The sequence below is a fragment of the Paraburkholderia sp. RL17-368-BIF-A genome, assembly GCF_046054045.1.
In the GTDB taxonomy this organism is placed as follows: Bacteria; Pseudomonadota; Gammaproteobacteria; order Burkholderiales; family Burkholderiaceae; genus Paraburkholderia; species Paraburkholderia graminis.
The window spans coordinates 43,688-58,228 of sequence record NZ_JARESN010000030.1 but is presented as its reverse complement, the minus strand read 5'-3'; the positions used below and the strand labels follow the sequence as shown (position 1 = coordinate 58,228).

Annotated in this window: 15 protein-coding genes; 8 read left to right on the top strand and 7 right to left on the bottom strand. The window is 63.3% G+C overall.

Translation table 11 applies throughout. The features are described 5' to 3' along the window. The 3 genes from P0D87_RS30895 to P0D87_RS30885 form a co-directional block, all read right to left on the bottom strand. The coding region (locus tag P0D87_RS30895; protein ID WP_408637107.1) for a DUF3106 domain-containing protein at positions 1-747 on the bottom strand (747 nt) is incomplete at its 3' end. 16 nt (positions 748-763) lie between these two features. Further along, entirely contained in the window at positions 764-1,186 is a 423-nt protein-coding gene (locus P0D87_RS30890) for a DUF3619 family protein (RefSeq protein ID WP_006048223.1), read from the bottom strand. Next, on the bottom strand, positions 1,183-1,746 hold the full coding sequence (locus tag P0D87_RS30885; protein WP_006048222.1) for an RNA polymerase sigma factor: 564 nt from the start codon (positions 1,744-1,746) through the stop codon (positions 1,183-1,185). The genes P0D87_RS30890 and P0D87_RS30885 overlap by 4 nt, the downstream gene beginning before the upstream one ends. A 354-nt stretch (positions 1,747-2,100) precedes the next feature. On the opposite strand from P0D87_RS30885, the gene P0D87_RS30880 reads away from it, so the two are divergent. From P0D87_RS30880 to P0D87_RS30855, 6 genes are all read left to right on the top strand, one after another. Then, on the top strand, positions 2,101-3,864 hold the full coding sequence (locus P0D87_RS30880; RefSeq protein WP_006048221.1) for an acetolactate synthase 3 catalytic subunit: 1,764 nt from the start codon (positions 2,101-2,103) through the stop codon (positions 3,862-3,864). A 112-nt stretch (positions 3,865-3,976) separates the two neighbouring features. Continuing rightward, positions 3,977-4,468, top strand: a complete 492-nt coding sequence (gene ilvN, locus P0D87_RS30875) for an acetolactate synthase small subunit (protein ID WP_025602412.1) — start codon at positions 3,977-3,979, stop codon at positions 4,466-4,468. A gap of 109 nt (positions 4,469-4,577) precedes the next feature. Beyond that, entirely contained in the window at positions 4,578-5,594 is a 1,017-nt protein-coding gene (gene ilvC, locus P0D87_RS30870) for a ketol-acid reductoisomerase (RefSeq protein ID WP_006048219.1), read from the top strand. 134 nt (positions 5,595-5,728) lie between these two features. Continuing rightward, positions 5,729-6,367 carry a phosphatidylserine decarboxylase gene (locus P0D87_RS30865; RefSeq protein WP_053857811.1) on the top strand — a complete coding sequence of 213 codons (639 nt, stop codon included), beginning with the start codon at positions 5,729-5,731 and terminating at the stop codon, positions 6,365-6,367. 24 nt (positions 6,368-6,391) lie between these two features. Then, the gene (pssA, locus tag P0D87_RS30860) at positions 6,392-7,261 is read left to right on the top strand and encodes a CDP-diacylglycerol--serine O-phosphatidyltransferase (protein ID WP_006048217.1); all 870 of its coding nucleotides are present in this window, start codon (positions 6,392-6,394) and stop codon (positions 7,259-7,261) included. 452 nt (positions 7,262-7,713) lie between these two features. Continuing rightward, positions 7,714-9,261, top strand: coding sequence for a 2-isopropylmalate synthase (locus P0D87_RS30855; RefSeq protein WP_053857812.1), 1,548 nt, complete (start codon positions 7,714-7,716; stop codon positions 9,259-9,261). Positions 9,262-9,375: 114 nt separating this feature from the next. Here P0D87_RS30855 and P0D87_RS30850 read toward each other — a convergent pair whose 3' ends face one another. The 4 genes from P0D87_RS30850 to P0D87_RS30835 form a co-directional block, all read right to left on the bottom strand. Next, on the bottom strand, positions 9,376-10,944 hold the full coding sequence (locus P0D87_RS30850) for a SulP family inorganic anion transporter (protein WP_053857813.1): 1,569 nt from the start codon (positions 10,942-10,944) through the stop codon (positions 9,376-9,378). 104 nt (positions 10,945-11,048) lie between these two features. Continuing rightward, positions 11,049-11,684 carry a carbonic anhydrase gene (locus tag P0D87_RS30845; RefSeq protein WP_006048214.1) on the bottom strand — a complete coding sequence of 212 codons (636 nt, stop codon included), beginning with the start codon at positions 11,682-11,684 and terminating at the stop codon, positions 11,049-11,051. 238 nt (positions 11,685-11,922) lie between these two features. Next, the gene (locus tag P0D87_RS30840) at positions 11,923-12,480 is read right to left on the bottom strand and encodes a hypothetical protein (protein ID WP_114156022.1); all 558 of its coding nucleotides are present in this window, start codon (positions 12,478-12,480) and stop codon (positions 11,923-11,925) included. A 130-nt stretch (positions 12,481-12,610) separates the two neighbouring features. Continuing rightward, a complete protein-coding gene (locus P0D87_RS30835) occupies positions 12,611-12,814 on the bottom strand; it encodes a hypothetical protein (protein ID WP_321175815.1) in 204 nt (67 codons plus the stop codon). Between P0D87_RS30835 and P0D87_RS30830 the strand changes: the two genes are divergently transcribed. Together P0D87_RS30830 and rpsO are read left to right on the top strand one after the other, a co-directional pair. Further along, complete coding sequence (locus P0D87_RS30830) at positions 12,723-13,967, top strand: branched-chain amino acid ABC transporter substrate-binding protein (protein ID WP_053858988.1); 1,245 nt, start codon at positions 12,723-12,725, stop codon at positions 13,965-13,967. The genes P0D87_RS30835 and P0D87_RS30830 overlap by 92 nt on opposite strands. A gap of 240 nt (positions 13,968-14,207) precedes the next feature. After that, complete coding sequence (gene rpsO, locus P0D87_RS30825; RefSeq protein WP_006048211.1) at positions 14,208-14,480, top strand: 30S ribosomal protein S15; 273 nt, start codon at positions 14,208-14,210, stop codon at positions 14,478-14,480. Positions 14,481-14,541: the final 61 nt, after the last annotated feature.

Genomic DNA, 14,541 nt, shown 5'->3' with positions numbered 1-14,541 from the left:
GTGGCCGGGCGCGCCCGCCGGCAACCCCGGCCGGGGGGGGGCCGCCCCCACGCGGCCGGCCGCCGGAATGCCCGGCAGCGACGCCGGGCTCGGCAACGACGCGGCCGCAGCGGCCGCGCTGGCCGACGGCGTGCCGCTCGCGGCGCGCTCACGCGCATTGACCAGACGGTCGAGCCCCTTGATCTCGCTGCGGCCCGACGGCGGTGCGCTGACCACACTCGGACGCCGTTTATGCTCGCTTGCGGCGAGCCGCTGCTTCTGTTCCTCGGGCAGTTCCTGATACGCCTTCCACGCGTTCTGACGCGCTTCGCGCGGCAACTGCTTCGAGACCTGATAGTTCTCGCGTGCAACGCGCCGCTGATCGGGCGTCATGCGGACCCATTCGGTCATCCGGTCGTGCAGGCGTTTTTGCGCTTCCGGCGACAGCTTCGAGTAACGCGACGCGATTTTCAGCCACTTGCGCTTGCGCTCGTCGCTGAACGAATCCCACTGCGCCTCGAATGGCGCGAGCGCGATATGCTCGGCCGCGCTCAGGCGCGACCAGGCCATCGGGCTTTTACTGCCGGGCAGGCTCGGCAATTCGACGCCGAGCGTGGGTGCGGGCGCGGGCGCCACGCCGTTGCTGTTCGCAACGGGCGCGCCGGCGGGCGAGGGGCTCGGGTAGAAGCGCGGATACGTGGCGGCAAACGACACGAGCGCCGCTATCGCACATCCGAAAACAACGGCCAGACCGCGCTTGTAGCTCACCCGAACGATCTCCCGCTCAGTGGGCGCGCGAAAGATACGCGTTGAAGCCGTGGTCGAGATAGGCATTGAGCGGCAGGTCGTCGCTTAACATGGCGGCATCGATATCGGCGAGTTCGGCCGTGCGTTGCTGGTCTTCCCAGTAGGCAATGCCGACGAGGCTCACGACCAGCGCGGCGAGCGGCCACGCCAGCGCGAAGCGGCGCAGCGGCGAACGGCGGCGCTCTGGGCGTTGTTCATCCGGCAGACCGGACGGCACGCCCGCAAACGACGGGACGAACACCGGCGCGGCGGCGGTTTCGGGCTTCTTGCGGGCAAGCGCGGCACGGCGGGCGGCGGCCAGCCGGTCGACGGCGGCGGACGGAATGCCGGCCGCGTTTTCGTCGAGCGCGCGGCGCACCTGGCGGGCGAACTCGAGTTCTTTTGTTTCGAGGGAGCTCATAGCGTGATTCCTTTGGCCTTGAGCGCTTGCGCCAGCGTGTGGGTGGCCCGCGAGCAGTGCGTCTTCACACTGCCTTCGGAGCAGCCCATGGCGGCGGCAGTCTCGGCGACATCCATATCTTCCCAATAACGCATGAGAAACGCCTCCCGTTGACGTGCCGGCAACTTTTGGATCTCGTCGTCGATCATTTGCAAGACCTGTTCGCGCTCGAGTTTCTGCTCGTTGCTCTCGGCGCCGGCCGAGCCTTGCTGCGCCTCGAACGTTTCGAGCGGATCGAATTCGTCGTCGTCGGCATTACCGAACGACGAAAACAGGCTCACCCACGTATTGCGCACTTTCGCACGACGGAAATAGTCGTGCATCGCATTCTGCAGAATACGCTGAAACAGCAGCGGAAGCTCGGCCGCGGGACGGTCGCCGTATTTTTCGGCGAGCTTGATCATCGCGTCCTGCACGATATCCAGCGAGGCGTCGTCGTCCCGCACGGCGTAGACCGTCTGCTTGAATGCGCGCCTTTCGACGCCCGCCAGAAAGTCGGCGAGTTCCTTGTCTGATGCCATCCGTTTGGGGGTCGGCGCAGCGAGCGTGCGCGTAATCGGTCGAAAAATGTCGTAAAACCCGCGGATGCTAACAAATTTTTGCGCGAGCAGGGGCGAAACGTGGGACCGCCGCTGTCGTCGCGAGGCGGCGCGTCGGTCATTAAAGGGCGTCCCGGCGGGCGTTGGGGCAATATTTGCTTGACCGCGCGGACGTCTGCCGCTATCGTCGCTGGTTCGCAATATAAGTGACTTGTCTCATTGAGGTGTGGCCCAAGAAGCTCACCTGTCAACTGGACGCGCCGCTTGAACCCGAGCCACAAGCCCGGCAGAGAGCACCCGATCAATTTTTTGCCGAAAATTCGAAAGGTGAATCAAATGAATATGCCCAGCGCGGAATTCTCCACGTCGGATACCACTCCACAACACGAAGCTGACTCTATCGGCGCCACCGTGCTCATGAAGGCACTGGCCGACGAAGACGTCGAATTTGTTTGGGGCTATCCCGGCGGCTCGGTACTCTACATTTACGACGAGCTGTACAAGCAGGACAAGTTCGAGCACATCCTCGTGCGCCACGAACAGGCCGCGGTTCACGCCGCCGACGCGTATGCGCGTTCCACCGGCAAGGTCGGTGTGTGCCTCGTGACCTCCGGCCCCGGCGTCACCAATGCGGTGACCGGCATCGCCACCGCCTATATGGATTCGATCCCGATGGTCGTGATCAGCGGCCAGGTGCCGACTGCCGCGATCGGCCAGGATGCGTTCCAGGAGTGCGATACGGTCGGCATCACGCGTCCTTGCGTGAAGCACAACTTCCTCGTGAAGGACGTGCGCGACCTCGCCGCCACCGTCAAGAAAGCCTTCTACATTGCCCGTACCGGCCGTCCCGGCCCGGTGCTGATCGACATTCCGAAAGACGTGTCGAAAGCGCCTTGCCAGTACGAGCCGCTCAAGAGCGTGTCGCTGCGCTCGTACAACCCGGTCACGAAGGGCCACTCTGGCCAGATTCGCAAGGCCGTGTCGCTGCTGCTGTCGGCGAAGCGCCCGTACATCTACACCGGCGGCGGCATCATTCTCGCGGACGCATCGCGTGAGTTGAACCAGTTCGCCGATCTGCTCGGCTATCCCGTCACCAATACGTTGATGGGTCTGGGCGGCTACCGCGCGAGCGACAAGAAATTCCTCGGCATGCTCGGCATGCACGGCACGTACGAAGCCAACATGGCCATGCAGCACTGCGACGTGCTGATCGCCATCGGCGCGCGCTTCGACGACCGTGTGATCGGCGACCCGGCGCACTTCGCGTCGCGTCCGCGCAAGATCATCCATATCGACATCGATCCTTCTTCCATTTCCAAGCGCGTCAAGGTCGACATTCCTATCGTCGGCGACGTGAAGGAAGTGTTGAAGGAGCTGATCGAGCAGTTGCAAACAGCCGAGCATGGCCCGGACACCGCGGCGCTCGCCGACTGGTGGAAGGACATCGAAGCCTGGCGCGCGAAAGACTGCCTGAAGTTCGACCGCAAGAGCGACATCATCAAGCCGCAGTACGTGGTGGAAAAGGCGTGGGAGTTGACCGACGGCAACGCGTTCGTCTGCTCCGACGTCGGCCAGCATCAGATGTGGGCGGCGCAGTTCTATCGCTTCAACAAGCCGCGCCGCTGGATCAACTCGGGCGGCCTGGGCACGATGGGCTTCGGCCTGCCGGCGGCGATGGGCGTGAAGATGGCGCACCCGGACGACGACGTGCTGTGCATCACGGGCGAAGGCTCCATTCAGATGTGCATTCAGGAGCTGTCCACCTGCAAGCAGTACGCGACGCCCGTGAAGATCATCTCGCTGAATAACCGCTATCTGGGCATGGTGCGCCAGTGGCAGCAGATCGAGTACAGCAAGCGCTATTCGCATTCGTACATGGACGCGCTGCCCGATTTCGTGAAGCTCGCCGAAGCGTACGGTCACGTGGGCATGCGTATCGAACGCACGGCCGACGTCGAGCCGGCGCTCAAGGAAGCGCTGCGCCTGAAAGATCGCACCGTGTTTCTCGACTTCCAGACCGACCCCACCGAAAACGTCTGGCCGATGGTCCAGGCCGGCAAGGGCATCACCGAGATGCTCATGGGTTCGGAAGATCTATAACGACGGTTTGTAGCGCCGGCTTCGTCACGAACGTCTTCAAAAAAGACGCAGTCGGACGAAGCGGCGCCGGACTGTTCGCAGACATCGACAAAACATCTGGAAGAAGCGAATCATGAGACACATTATTTCCGTCCTGCTCGAAAACGAACCGGGCGCGTTGTCGCGCGTCGTCGGTCTCTTCTCGGCACGCGGCTACAACATCGAAACCTTGACGGTGGCTCCGACCGAAGACCGTTCGCTGTCGCGCATGACCATCGTCTCCATTGGCTCGGACGACGTGATCGAACAGATCACGAAGCATCTGAACCGCCTGATCGAGGTGGTGAAAGTGGTCGACCTTACCGAGGGCGCCCACATCGAGCGCGAGCTGATGCTGATCAAGGTGAGGGCGGTCGGCAAGGAACGTGAAGAGATGAAGCGGATGTCGGATATTTTCCGCGGCCGCATCATCGACGTCACCGAAAAGACCTACACGATCGAACTGACGGGCGCGAGCGACAAGCTCGACGCCTTCATCGAAGGACTCGACTCCACGGCAATTCTCGAAACGGTCCGCACGGGCAGTTCGGGCATCGGCCGCGGCGAGCGCATTCTGAAGGTGTAACGCGCAGCGTCCGATCCGGGCCGGTGGCGCTCATCACTATCCGGCCTTGCAGCACAACATTCGCAGTATCTGAATCTCTCGAATCATCGAATTTAGCCAAGGAACCGACATGAAAGTTTTCTACGACAAGGACGCCGATCTCTCCCTCATCAAGGGCAAGCAGGTCACCATCATCGGCTATGGCTCGCAAGGCCATGCGCACGCGCTGAACCTGAAGGAAAGCGGCGTGAACATCACGGTCGGTCTGCGCAAGGGCGGCGCATCGTGGAGCAAGGCTGAGAATGCCGGCCTGCAAGTGAAGGAAGTGGCGGAAGCCGTGAAGGGCGCGGACGTCGTCATGATGCTGCTGCCCGACGAGCAGATCGCAGAAGTCTACGCAAAGGAAGTGCACGCAAACGCCAAGCAAGGCGCTGCGCTGGCATTCGCGCACGGCTTTAACGTGCACTACGGCCAGGTGATTCCGCGCGCCGACCTCGACGTCATCATGATCGCGCCGAAGGCGCCGGGCCACACGGTTCGCGGCACCTACTCGCAAGGCGGCGGCGTGCCCCACCTGATCGCGGTTGCGCAGGACAAGTCGGGCGCAGCACGTGACATCGCGCTGTCGTACGCGGCGGCGAACGGCGGCGGCCGTGCCGGCATCATCGAAACGAACTTCCGCGAAGAAACGGAAACCGACCTGTTCGGCGAACAAGCCGTGCTGTGCGGCGGTACGGTCGACCTGATCAAGGCCGGCTTCGAAACGCTGGTGGAAGCGGGCTACGCGCCGGAAATGGCGTACTTCGAATGCCTGCACGAACTGAAGCTGATCGTCGACCTGATCTACGAAGGCGGCATCGCGAACATGAACTACTCGATCTCGAACAACGCCGAATACGGCGAGTACGTGACGGGTCCGCGCATCGTGACGGCTGAAACGAAGAAGGCGATGAAGGCCGTGCTGACCGACATCCAGACGGGCGAGTACGCAAAGAGCTTCATCATCGAGAACAAGGCCGGCGCACCGACGCTGCAATCGCGCCGCCGTCTGACGGCCGAGCACCAGATCGAGCAGGTCGGCTCGAAGCTGCGCGCCATGATGCCGTGGATCGCGAAGAACAAGCTGGTCGACCAGTCGAAGAACTAAGAAGTCCGTTTTATCGCCTGAAACCGGCGCGGCGCACCGCCGCATGCGCCGGTCATGCAAAAAGCCGCCCGAGGGTGCTGAACCCCGGGCGGCTTTTGCTATCCTACGGTTTTACAAAAATATCGAAGCCATCCATGAATTACCCACATCCGATCATCGCGCGAGAAGGCTGGCCGTTTATCGCCATCGCGGCCGTTGTTGCCTTACTGGTTCACGCTTTCGCGGGGTTCGGCTTTGCTTGGATCTTCTGGCTGATCCTGATCTTCGTCGTGCAGTTCTTCCGCGACCCGGCGCGCCCGATTCCGACTCAGGCGAATGCCGTGCTGTGTCCCGCGGACGGCCGCATCGTCGCAGTGGAAACCGCGCACGATCCGTATGCCAATCGTGAAGCGCTGAAAATCAGCGTGTTCATGAATGTATTCAACGTGCATTCGCAGCGCTCGCCCGTGGACGGCGCGATCTCGAAGGTCGAATATTTCCCCGGCGCGTATCTGAACGCCGCGGTGGACAAGGCCTCGGTCGAAAATGAGCGCAATGCAATCGTGATCGAAATGGCCGGCGGGCAAACGGTGACGTCCGTGCAGATTGCCGGTTTGATCGCGCGGCGTATTCTTTGCTACGTCCGTGCAGGCGAGCCGCTTACGCGCGGTCAACGGTATGGTTTTATCCGCTTCGGCTCGCGTGTCGACGTTTATTTGCCGGTGGGCAGCCGTCCGCGTGTGTCGATCGGCGAGAAGGTGTCGGCGTCGTCCACGATTCTCGCTGACCTGTAAAGCGGCACAAAGGAGATTGTCCGAATGGCCGCATTCAAACCGCGCCGACCGCGCAACAGTGGACCGCTGCCGCGTCCGTTCCGTCGCAACAAGCCGATTGTCGCGGAGTCGCCGGCCGTGGACAGCCGGCGCGCGCAGCGTCAGCAATTCCTGAGGAAGCGCGGCATTTATCTGCTGCCGAACGCGTTCACCACGGCCGCGCTGTTCTGCGGTTTCTTCGCCGTCGTGCAGGCCATGAACGTGCGCTTCGAAATCGCGGCCATCGCGATCTTCGTGGCCATGGTGCTCGACGGCATGGACGGCCGCGTCGCCCGTATGACGCATACGCAAAGCGCGTTCGGCGAGCAGTTCGATAGTCTGTCCGACATGGTGTCGTTCGGCGTCGCGCCGGCGCTCGTCATGTATGAGTGGATTCTGAAAGACCTCGGCCGATGGGGCTGGCTCGCGGCGTTCGTCTATTGCTCGGGCGCGGCGTTGCGCCTCGCGCGCTTCAACACGAACATCGGCGTGGTCGACAAGCGCTTCTTCCAGGGCATGCCCAGCCCGGCGGCGGCGGCGCTGATTGCGGGCTTCGTGTGGCTCGCCACCGACAACCGCGTGCCGCTCAAACTCGTCTGGCTGCCGTGGGTCGCGTTCGTGCTGACCATCTATGCGGGCGTGACCATGGTCTCGAACGCGCCGTTCTATAGCGGCAAGGCGCTCGACGTGCGGCATCGCGTACCGTTCGGCGTGATTCTGCTTGTGGTGGTCGCGTTCGTGCTCGTTTCGTCCGATCCGCCGCTGATGCTGTTCGGCCTGTTCGTGCTGTACGGTTTGTCGGGGTATGTGTTCTGGGGTTACCAGGTGCTGCGTGGCCGGGGCAATCCCGCTCGTTCGGTCGCGCACGACAGGTAGCGCGCTGCCTCGCGCGCGTGTCGCTCGAAGCTTGTGCTGCATGAGAGAACGGCGTCCTTCGGGGCGCCGTTTGTTCTTTGGCAAGCCACCATTGCGATGCTGTCCGCGGACACCGGCGAGGCGCTTGCCAGCCGCGCCTGGCGTGAATTGCACGGCGGGTGGAATGCCGCTATAGTCGTTGGATGACTGTGCCGGCGATGCTTTCTTCCGCAGCAACGGCGCGAGGCCAGGCGGTTCGGCGAATGGCAGTGCAGTGCGCGCCGAGCGTAATGCAAGCCGCAGTTTGAATCGCAGAATAAAGTCAGCTAACCGTGCGTGCGCCGTGTGTCGACGCGCCAACCGCTAGAGTCGCGGCTCGCGGTCCGCGGTCGAGTGCCTCGGAGCGCTAACGGCAACCGCATCCATTCCAATATCCGACTCCCACAATCGAACGACTCCGCAGGAGACTCCTCATGTCCGACAAACTGATCATATTCGACACGACGCTGCGTGACGGCGAACAATCGCCTGGCGCATCGATGACGAAAGAAGAAAAAATCCGCATCGCCAAGCAACTCGAGCGGATGAAAGTGGATGTGATCGAGGCAGGCTTCGCGGCGAGTTCGAACGGCGACTTCGACTCGATCCAGACCATCGCCGGGTTGATCAAGGAGAGCACCGTCTGCTCGCTCGCCCGCGCGAACGACAAGGACATCCAGCGCGCGGCCGACGCGCTCAAGCCCGCCGAGCGTTTCCGCATTCACACGTTTATCGCGACGTCGCCGTTGCACATGGAAAAGAAGCTGCGCATGACGCCCGACCAGGTGTTCGAGCAAGCGAAGCTTGCCGTGCGCTTCGCACGCAAATTCACGGACGACGTGGAGTTTTCGCCGGAAGACGGCAGCCGCTCGGACATGGACTTCCTGTGCCGCGTGCTCGAAGCGGTGATTGCGGAAGGCGCAACCACCATCAATATCGCCGATACGGTCGGTTACGGCGTGCCGGAGCTGTACGGCAATCTCGTCAAGACGCTGCGCGAGCGCATTCCGAACTCGCACAAGGCGGTGTTCTCGGTGCATTGTCATAACGACCTCGGCATGGCGGTTGCCAATTCGCTCGCGGGCGTGCAGATCGGCGGCGCGCGTCAGGTCGAGTGCACGATCAATGGTCTCGGCGAGCGGGCGGGCAATACGTCGCTCGAGGAAATCGTGATGGCCGTGAAAACGCGCAAGGATTATTTCGGGCTCGAACTCGGTCTCGATACGACGCAGATCGTGCCGGCTTCGAAGCTGGTGTCGCAAATCACCGGTTTCGTCGTGCAGCCGAACAAGGCCGTGGTCGGCGCAAACGCGTTCGCGCACGCGTCGGGCATCCACCAGGACGGTGTTTTGAAGGCGCGCGACACCTACGAAATCATGCGCGCGGAAGACGTGGGCTGGAGTGCGAACAAGATCGTGCTCGGCAAATTGTCGGGCCGCAATGCGTTCAAGCAGCGTCTGCAGGAACTGGGTATCGCGCTCGACAGCGAATCAGAACTCAACACGGCATTCGTACGCTTCAAGGAACTCGCGGACCGCAAGTCGGAGATTTTCGACGAGGACATCATTGCGATCGTCACCGAGGAATCGGCTGAGGCGCAGCAGAAAGAGCACTACAAGTTCGTGTCGCTGTCGCAGCATTCGGAGACCGGCGAGCAGCCGCACGCGAAAATCGTGTTCGCGGTGGACGGCAAGGAGATCACCGGCGAGGCGCGCGGCAACGGTCCCGTGGACGCCACGCTCAACGCAATCGAAACCGAAGTGGGCAGCGGTTCGGAGTTGCTGCTTTACTCGGTGAACGCGATCACCACCGGCACGCAGGCGCAGGGCGAAGTGACGGTGCGGCTTTCGAAGAGCGGGCGTATCGTCAATGGCGTCGGCACCGATCCGGACATCGTGGCTGCGTCGGCGAAGGCGTATATCTCGGCGCTCAACAAACTGCATTCGAACTCGGACAAGCTGAATCCGCAGCGGTCGGAGTGAGCTCGCACGGAGCGTTTGTCGATAGATAGAAAGATGAAGCCCCGCGCCTTCAATGGCGCGGGGCTTTTTTAATGCGGCGTGCGCATGCCGCTCGCACGCCGCGGTCTCCCCACGTTACTCCGTGGCGGGGCGCCGCATCGACCAGCCGCGCGCCGCGCGCGCCTGCGTGCGCACCTGATGCCGCACTTCGACCGAAATGCCGCGGCGAGGCGCATCCTCGACGAAGCTATCGAGCAGTTCACGCACGTCGTGATCGACGAAATCCGCGCGCGTCGCATCGACGATCAGCGTGGCGCCGTCGGGAATCTGCTGCAGGTAGTGTTTGAGCGGCACCTTGCCGAGAAACGACACGTCCTTGCGAAACGACAGCAGAAAGTGATCGCCGTGTTGCGCGAGCACGATCGGGCGGCGCAGATTCGCATATAGCGCGAGCAGCACGCTGCACAGAATGCCGAGCACGATGCCGATCAGCAGGTCGGTCGCGAGCACGCCGACCAGCGTGACGATAAACGGTGCGAAGGGCGCGAACCCTTGCTTCGCGACCGCGACGAACAGCGACGGCTTGGCGAGCTTCACGCCCGTGAAAATAAGAATGGCCGCGAGACAGGCGAGCGGAATCAGGTTGATGACGCTCGTCAACGCAAACACACTGACCAGCAGCAGTACGCCGTGAATGATCGCCGACAGACGGCTTTGCGCGCCGGCATGCACGTTCGCGGAACTGCGCACGATCACCGCGGTGATCGGCAGCCCGCCGATCGCACCCGCAATCAGATTGCCCACGCCTTGTGCCTTGAGCTCGCGATCCGGCGGCGCGGGACGGCGTTCGGGGTCGATCTGCTCGACCGCCTCGAGGCTCAGCAAGGTTTCGAGACTGGCGACGATGGCGAGCGTGATCGCGACGCGCCACACGTCCGGATTGACGAGCTGCGCGAAATGCGGCCCGAAATCGGCCCACTCGAGCGCCACGCTCAACGCCGCGAACGATTCGAGCGACGGCAACGCCACGCGATGCTCGGCGGCCGGCGCGAGCGACGGCGCGAGCATCGTCAGCAGCAACGTTGCGCCGATCCCGAGCAGGACGACCGCAAGCGGCGCGGGCACGATGCGCACCAGCGCGAAGCGGCGCATCGGCCGCGTTTCCCAGGCCATCAGGATCGCGAGCGACAGCAGCGTGATCACGCACGCGACCAGCGACACCGCGCCGAACGGCGCCATGATCGTGCCGCCTGCTGGCGCGGCGCCCGGCGCTTGGCCGTTGACGAGCCCAAGCGCGAGCGGGAACTGCTTGACGATCAGCAGAATGCCGATCGCGGCAAGCATGCCCTTGATGACCGGCGACGGCACATACGCGGCAAAGCGCCCCGCCTTCAGCACGCCGAAGCCGAACTGGATCGCGCCGGACAACAGCACGGCCGCGAGGAACGCGGAAAAGCTGCCGAGCTGCGCGATTCCGTCGACGACGATCACGACAAGACCCGCCGCCGGTCCGCTCACGCTCAGGCGCGAGCCGCTCAGAACCGCGACGACCAGCCCGCCGACGATGCCCGAGACGAGCCCGGCAAACGGCTCGACGCCCGACGCGTTCGCAATGCCGAGGCATAGCGGTAGAGCCACCAGAAAAACGACGATGCCCGCAAGCATGTCGCGCTGAAATGTCGAAAAATAAGCTCGAAGATTCATGGTGTCGGTGCAGAAATAGGTGAGGCCTGGTAAGAGGCGAAGGCTGAACCGGATAGGCATGCGCGCGGCGGCGGCACGGACGCGTGCCACGCTTGCGCTGCGCGCTACGCCGCGCTGTGGGCGGCTGTCTCGCAGGTCATCGCGTCGTCGGCCTCGTAGCCGGACGTGAGCACCTTGAGGCGTCCGTCTTCGAGCGCGAAGATCCAGCCGTGCACAAGCGGCGCCTGCTCCGCGTCGCGCACGATCGGATTCGCGCGAAGCTGGCGCACCTGTTCGAGCACGTTCAGTTCGGCCAGGCGGTCGACGCGCTCACGTTCGCTTGCGCGCGCGTCCAGTTCGTCGTGATGGGTCCTCGCGAGCGAGCAGAGCGGCGCGATGCGGCGGTTCACATGCGGCAGGCTCGGATCGGGCGGCAGCAGCGACGCACGCACGCCGCCGCAGCCGTAATGTCCGCAGACGATCACGTGAGCGACCTTCAGCACGCGCACCGCGTATTCGAGAACGCTGGCGGAGTTGTCGTCGTCGGGATTGAAGAGGTTGGCGATATTGCGATGGACGAACAGGTCGCCCGGCTCGCAATGCGTGATGGTTTCGGCGGGCACGCGGCTGTCCGAGCAGCCGATCCACAGCACATGCGGATTCTGACCGCGCGCCAGTTCACGGAAGAACTCGGGGTTGCGCTCGGCGGTGTCGTGTGCCCATGCGACGTTGGCGACGAGAAGACGTTTAGGACGATTCATCGATAGCGGCTCCAAAAAGGGGCGCATCGTCCGGTGCAGGAATCACGGCCGTGCCGTGTGGTCGCGCTCGTCGTTGGGCAGATCGACCAGCACCGGTTCAATGCTTACAAAAGCCTTTCTATCAAAAAATTAATCGTCTGTGTGTGAAATAAAATTCGTCGTGATGCGAAATAAATAAAAAAAAGCCGCTTGGGTGAGCGGCTTTTGGAGATTCGTGCGTAGTGAATGACAGCGCGGGCTAGAACAGGTTCCGGCGATCTGGATCGTGCAGCGGATCGGGCGTTTTCTGCGTGAGACGCAGCACACCCTGGTCGTCGAAATAGAAGCTGAACATCATGTACCAGTAGTTGTCCTCGAGATAGCGATAGGTCCAGACCTCGCGCTTCATCAACGGGAAGTAGGACGTTTCGACCGGGCGGCCGAAATTCACCAGCACCTCGCCCCTCGTCCATTTGCCGACTTCGGCGCGGTAGAACTCGTTCGGCTGCAAAACCTGGCGCACATTGACGATCTTGCCGGACGCGTCGATGTCGGCCGCGGTGGTGGTTTCGCCCATCGGCTGCGTGGGCCACATCAGCCGCTTGCCGCCGTTCGGCAGGTCGTAGCTTTCGCGCGGCGGGCCGAGGCGCGCGACGATCGTCGATTCATCCGCGCCGGCCTGATATTGCTGCCAGGGCTGCGCGCAGCCGGCGAGCGCGAGCACGCTCAGGCACACGAGCGCCGTGCGGCGCACGCGCCCGCGCGCGTCAGCGGGCGCCCCGGTCGAGGCCGCCTTGCGGTGATGGCGGTTGAACATGACTTCCTCCAATGGCTTGAGTGGCGGTTTTTCTTGTCGATACAGAACATTTTGACACGCGGCGCCGGGAACATGTGCCCGCCCGCGCGCTGGTTGGCCGGCTTGCACGATAACGGCTCGCGCGGCTTGCTTATTCCATCGCGCGCGCCCTATGATCCGCGCTTTGACGAATCAGACGGACGCGGACGATGGCGAACTGGCACAGCAAGACGGCGGCGGTATCGGTGGCAATGTCGGTGGCAATGGCGGCGATGTCGGCAACCTGCGCCGTCGCGGCCGAAACGGCGCCCAGGCCCGCCGGCGCGCCGATCCAGCTCGCGTTGATCGAGGGCATGTCCGGTCCGTTCGCGAACGCCGGCGCGGCTGTGGAGCGCAATCTGCGCTTTGGCGTCGAGCAGGTCAACGCGCGCGGCGGCGTGAAGCTCGCCGACGGCGCGCATCCGTTGGAACTCGTCGTGCTCGACAGCAAGGGCGGCACCGAAGAGGCACTCACGCAACTGCGCGCGGCGGCGGATCGTCACATCGGCTACATCCTGCAGGGCAACAGCTCGGCGGTGGCGGCGGCGCTCATCGGCGCGATCCACAAGCAGAACAGCCGCGAGCCGGGCAACCGCGAGCTGTTTCTCAATTATTCCGCCGACGACCCCGCGCTGACCAACGCCAACTGCAGTTTCTGGCACTTCCGCTTCGACGCGCACGCGGGCATGCGCATGGACGCGCTCGCCGACGTGATCCAGCGCGACAAGGCCGTGAAGAAGGTGTATCTGCTGAACCAGGACTACAGCTTCGGCCATGACGTCAGCAGCCTCGCGCGTTCCGCGCTGCGAGCGAAGCGCCCGGACATCGCCGTGGTCGGCGACGAATTCCATCCGATTGGCCGCGTCAAGGACTTCGCGCCCTACGTCGCGAAAATGCGCGCGAGCCGCGCCGATGCGGTGATCACCGGGAACTGGGGCAACGACCTGACGCTGCTCGTGAAGGCGGCGCGCGAACAAGGTTTCGATGCGAAGTTCTACACGTTCTACGGCAACAGTCTCGGCGCGCCGGCGGCGCTCGGCGAGGCGGGCGTGGGACGCGTGATCGCCGTGGCCGACTGGCATCCGAACGCGGGCGGCGCGGCCTCTGATGCGTGGTACGAAGCGTTCCGCGCGCGTTTCCCGGCCGCACAGGACGACTACCCGGTATTGCGCATGCCGCTGATGATCGAAACGCTCGCCGCCGCGATGAACCGCGCGCAGAGCGCCGATCCCACGGCGGTTGCGCGGGCGCTCGAAGGCATCCGGTTCGACAACGGCTTTCACGCGTCGTGGATGAGGGCGGACGATCATCAACTGATCCAGCCCCTGTACGTGATGGAGATGGATAAAGCCGGCACGCGCGGCGTGCATTTCGATAACGAAGGCTCGGGTTTCGGGTTTCGCACGGTGCTCGCGTTGCCGGCGGAACGCACGGTGCCGCCGACCGTCTGCAAGATGAAAAGGCCGTGAGCGGCGAGAGTGGCCAGATCGGCCGCTGCGCTGCGTCGTCGCGAGGCCGTCTGGAACCGCCATTGAGCCCGGCGCCGCGGGATTCGCGGCGGGATCGCACTGTGCTACAATACGCGTCCCGTTGCGGTGCTGGACGTCGGCAAGCTCTCCAAAAGAGCGCTTTGCGGCGCTGGTTGCACGGGTAACCCACGGCACGGCCTTTCTTTCGTGACCGCCTGTCTAGTTCTCAAGGAAATCGACATGTCCGCAGTTGATACAAGCAAGAAGTCCGAAGTCGTCGCGCAATTCGCACGCGCAGCTAACGACACCGGCTCCCCCGAAGTTCAGGTCGCGCTGCTCACGACCCGCATCAACGAACTGACCGTTCACTTCAAGGCACACGCGAAAGATCACCACAGCCGCCGCGGTCTGCTGCGCATGGTGAGCCGCCGTCGCAAGCTGCTCGACTACCTGAAGGGTAAGGACGCGGATCGTTACCGCGCACTGATCGAGAAGCTGGGTCTGCGTAAGTAATCGGCCAGTCGTTCAGCAAGATGCCTGTGTCAGTTCCGCTGATGCAGGCATTTTGTTTTTG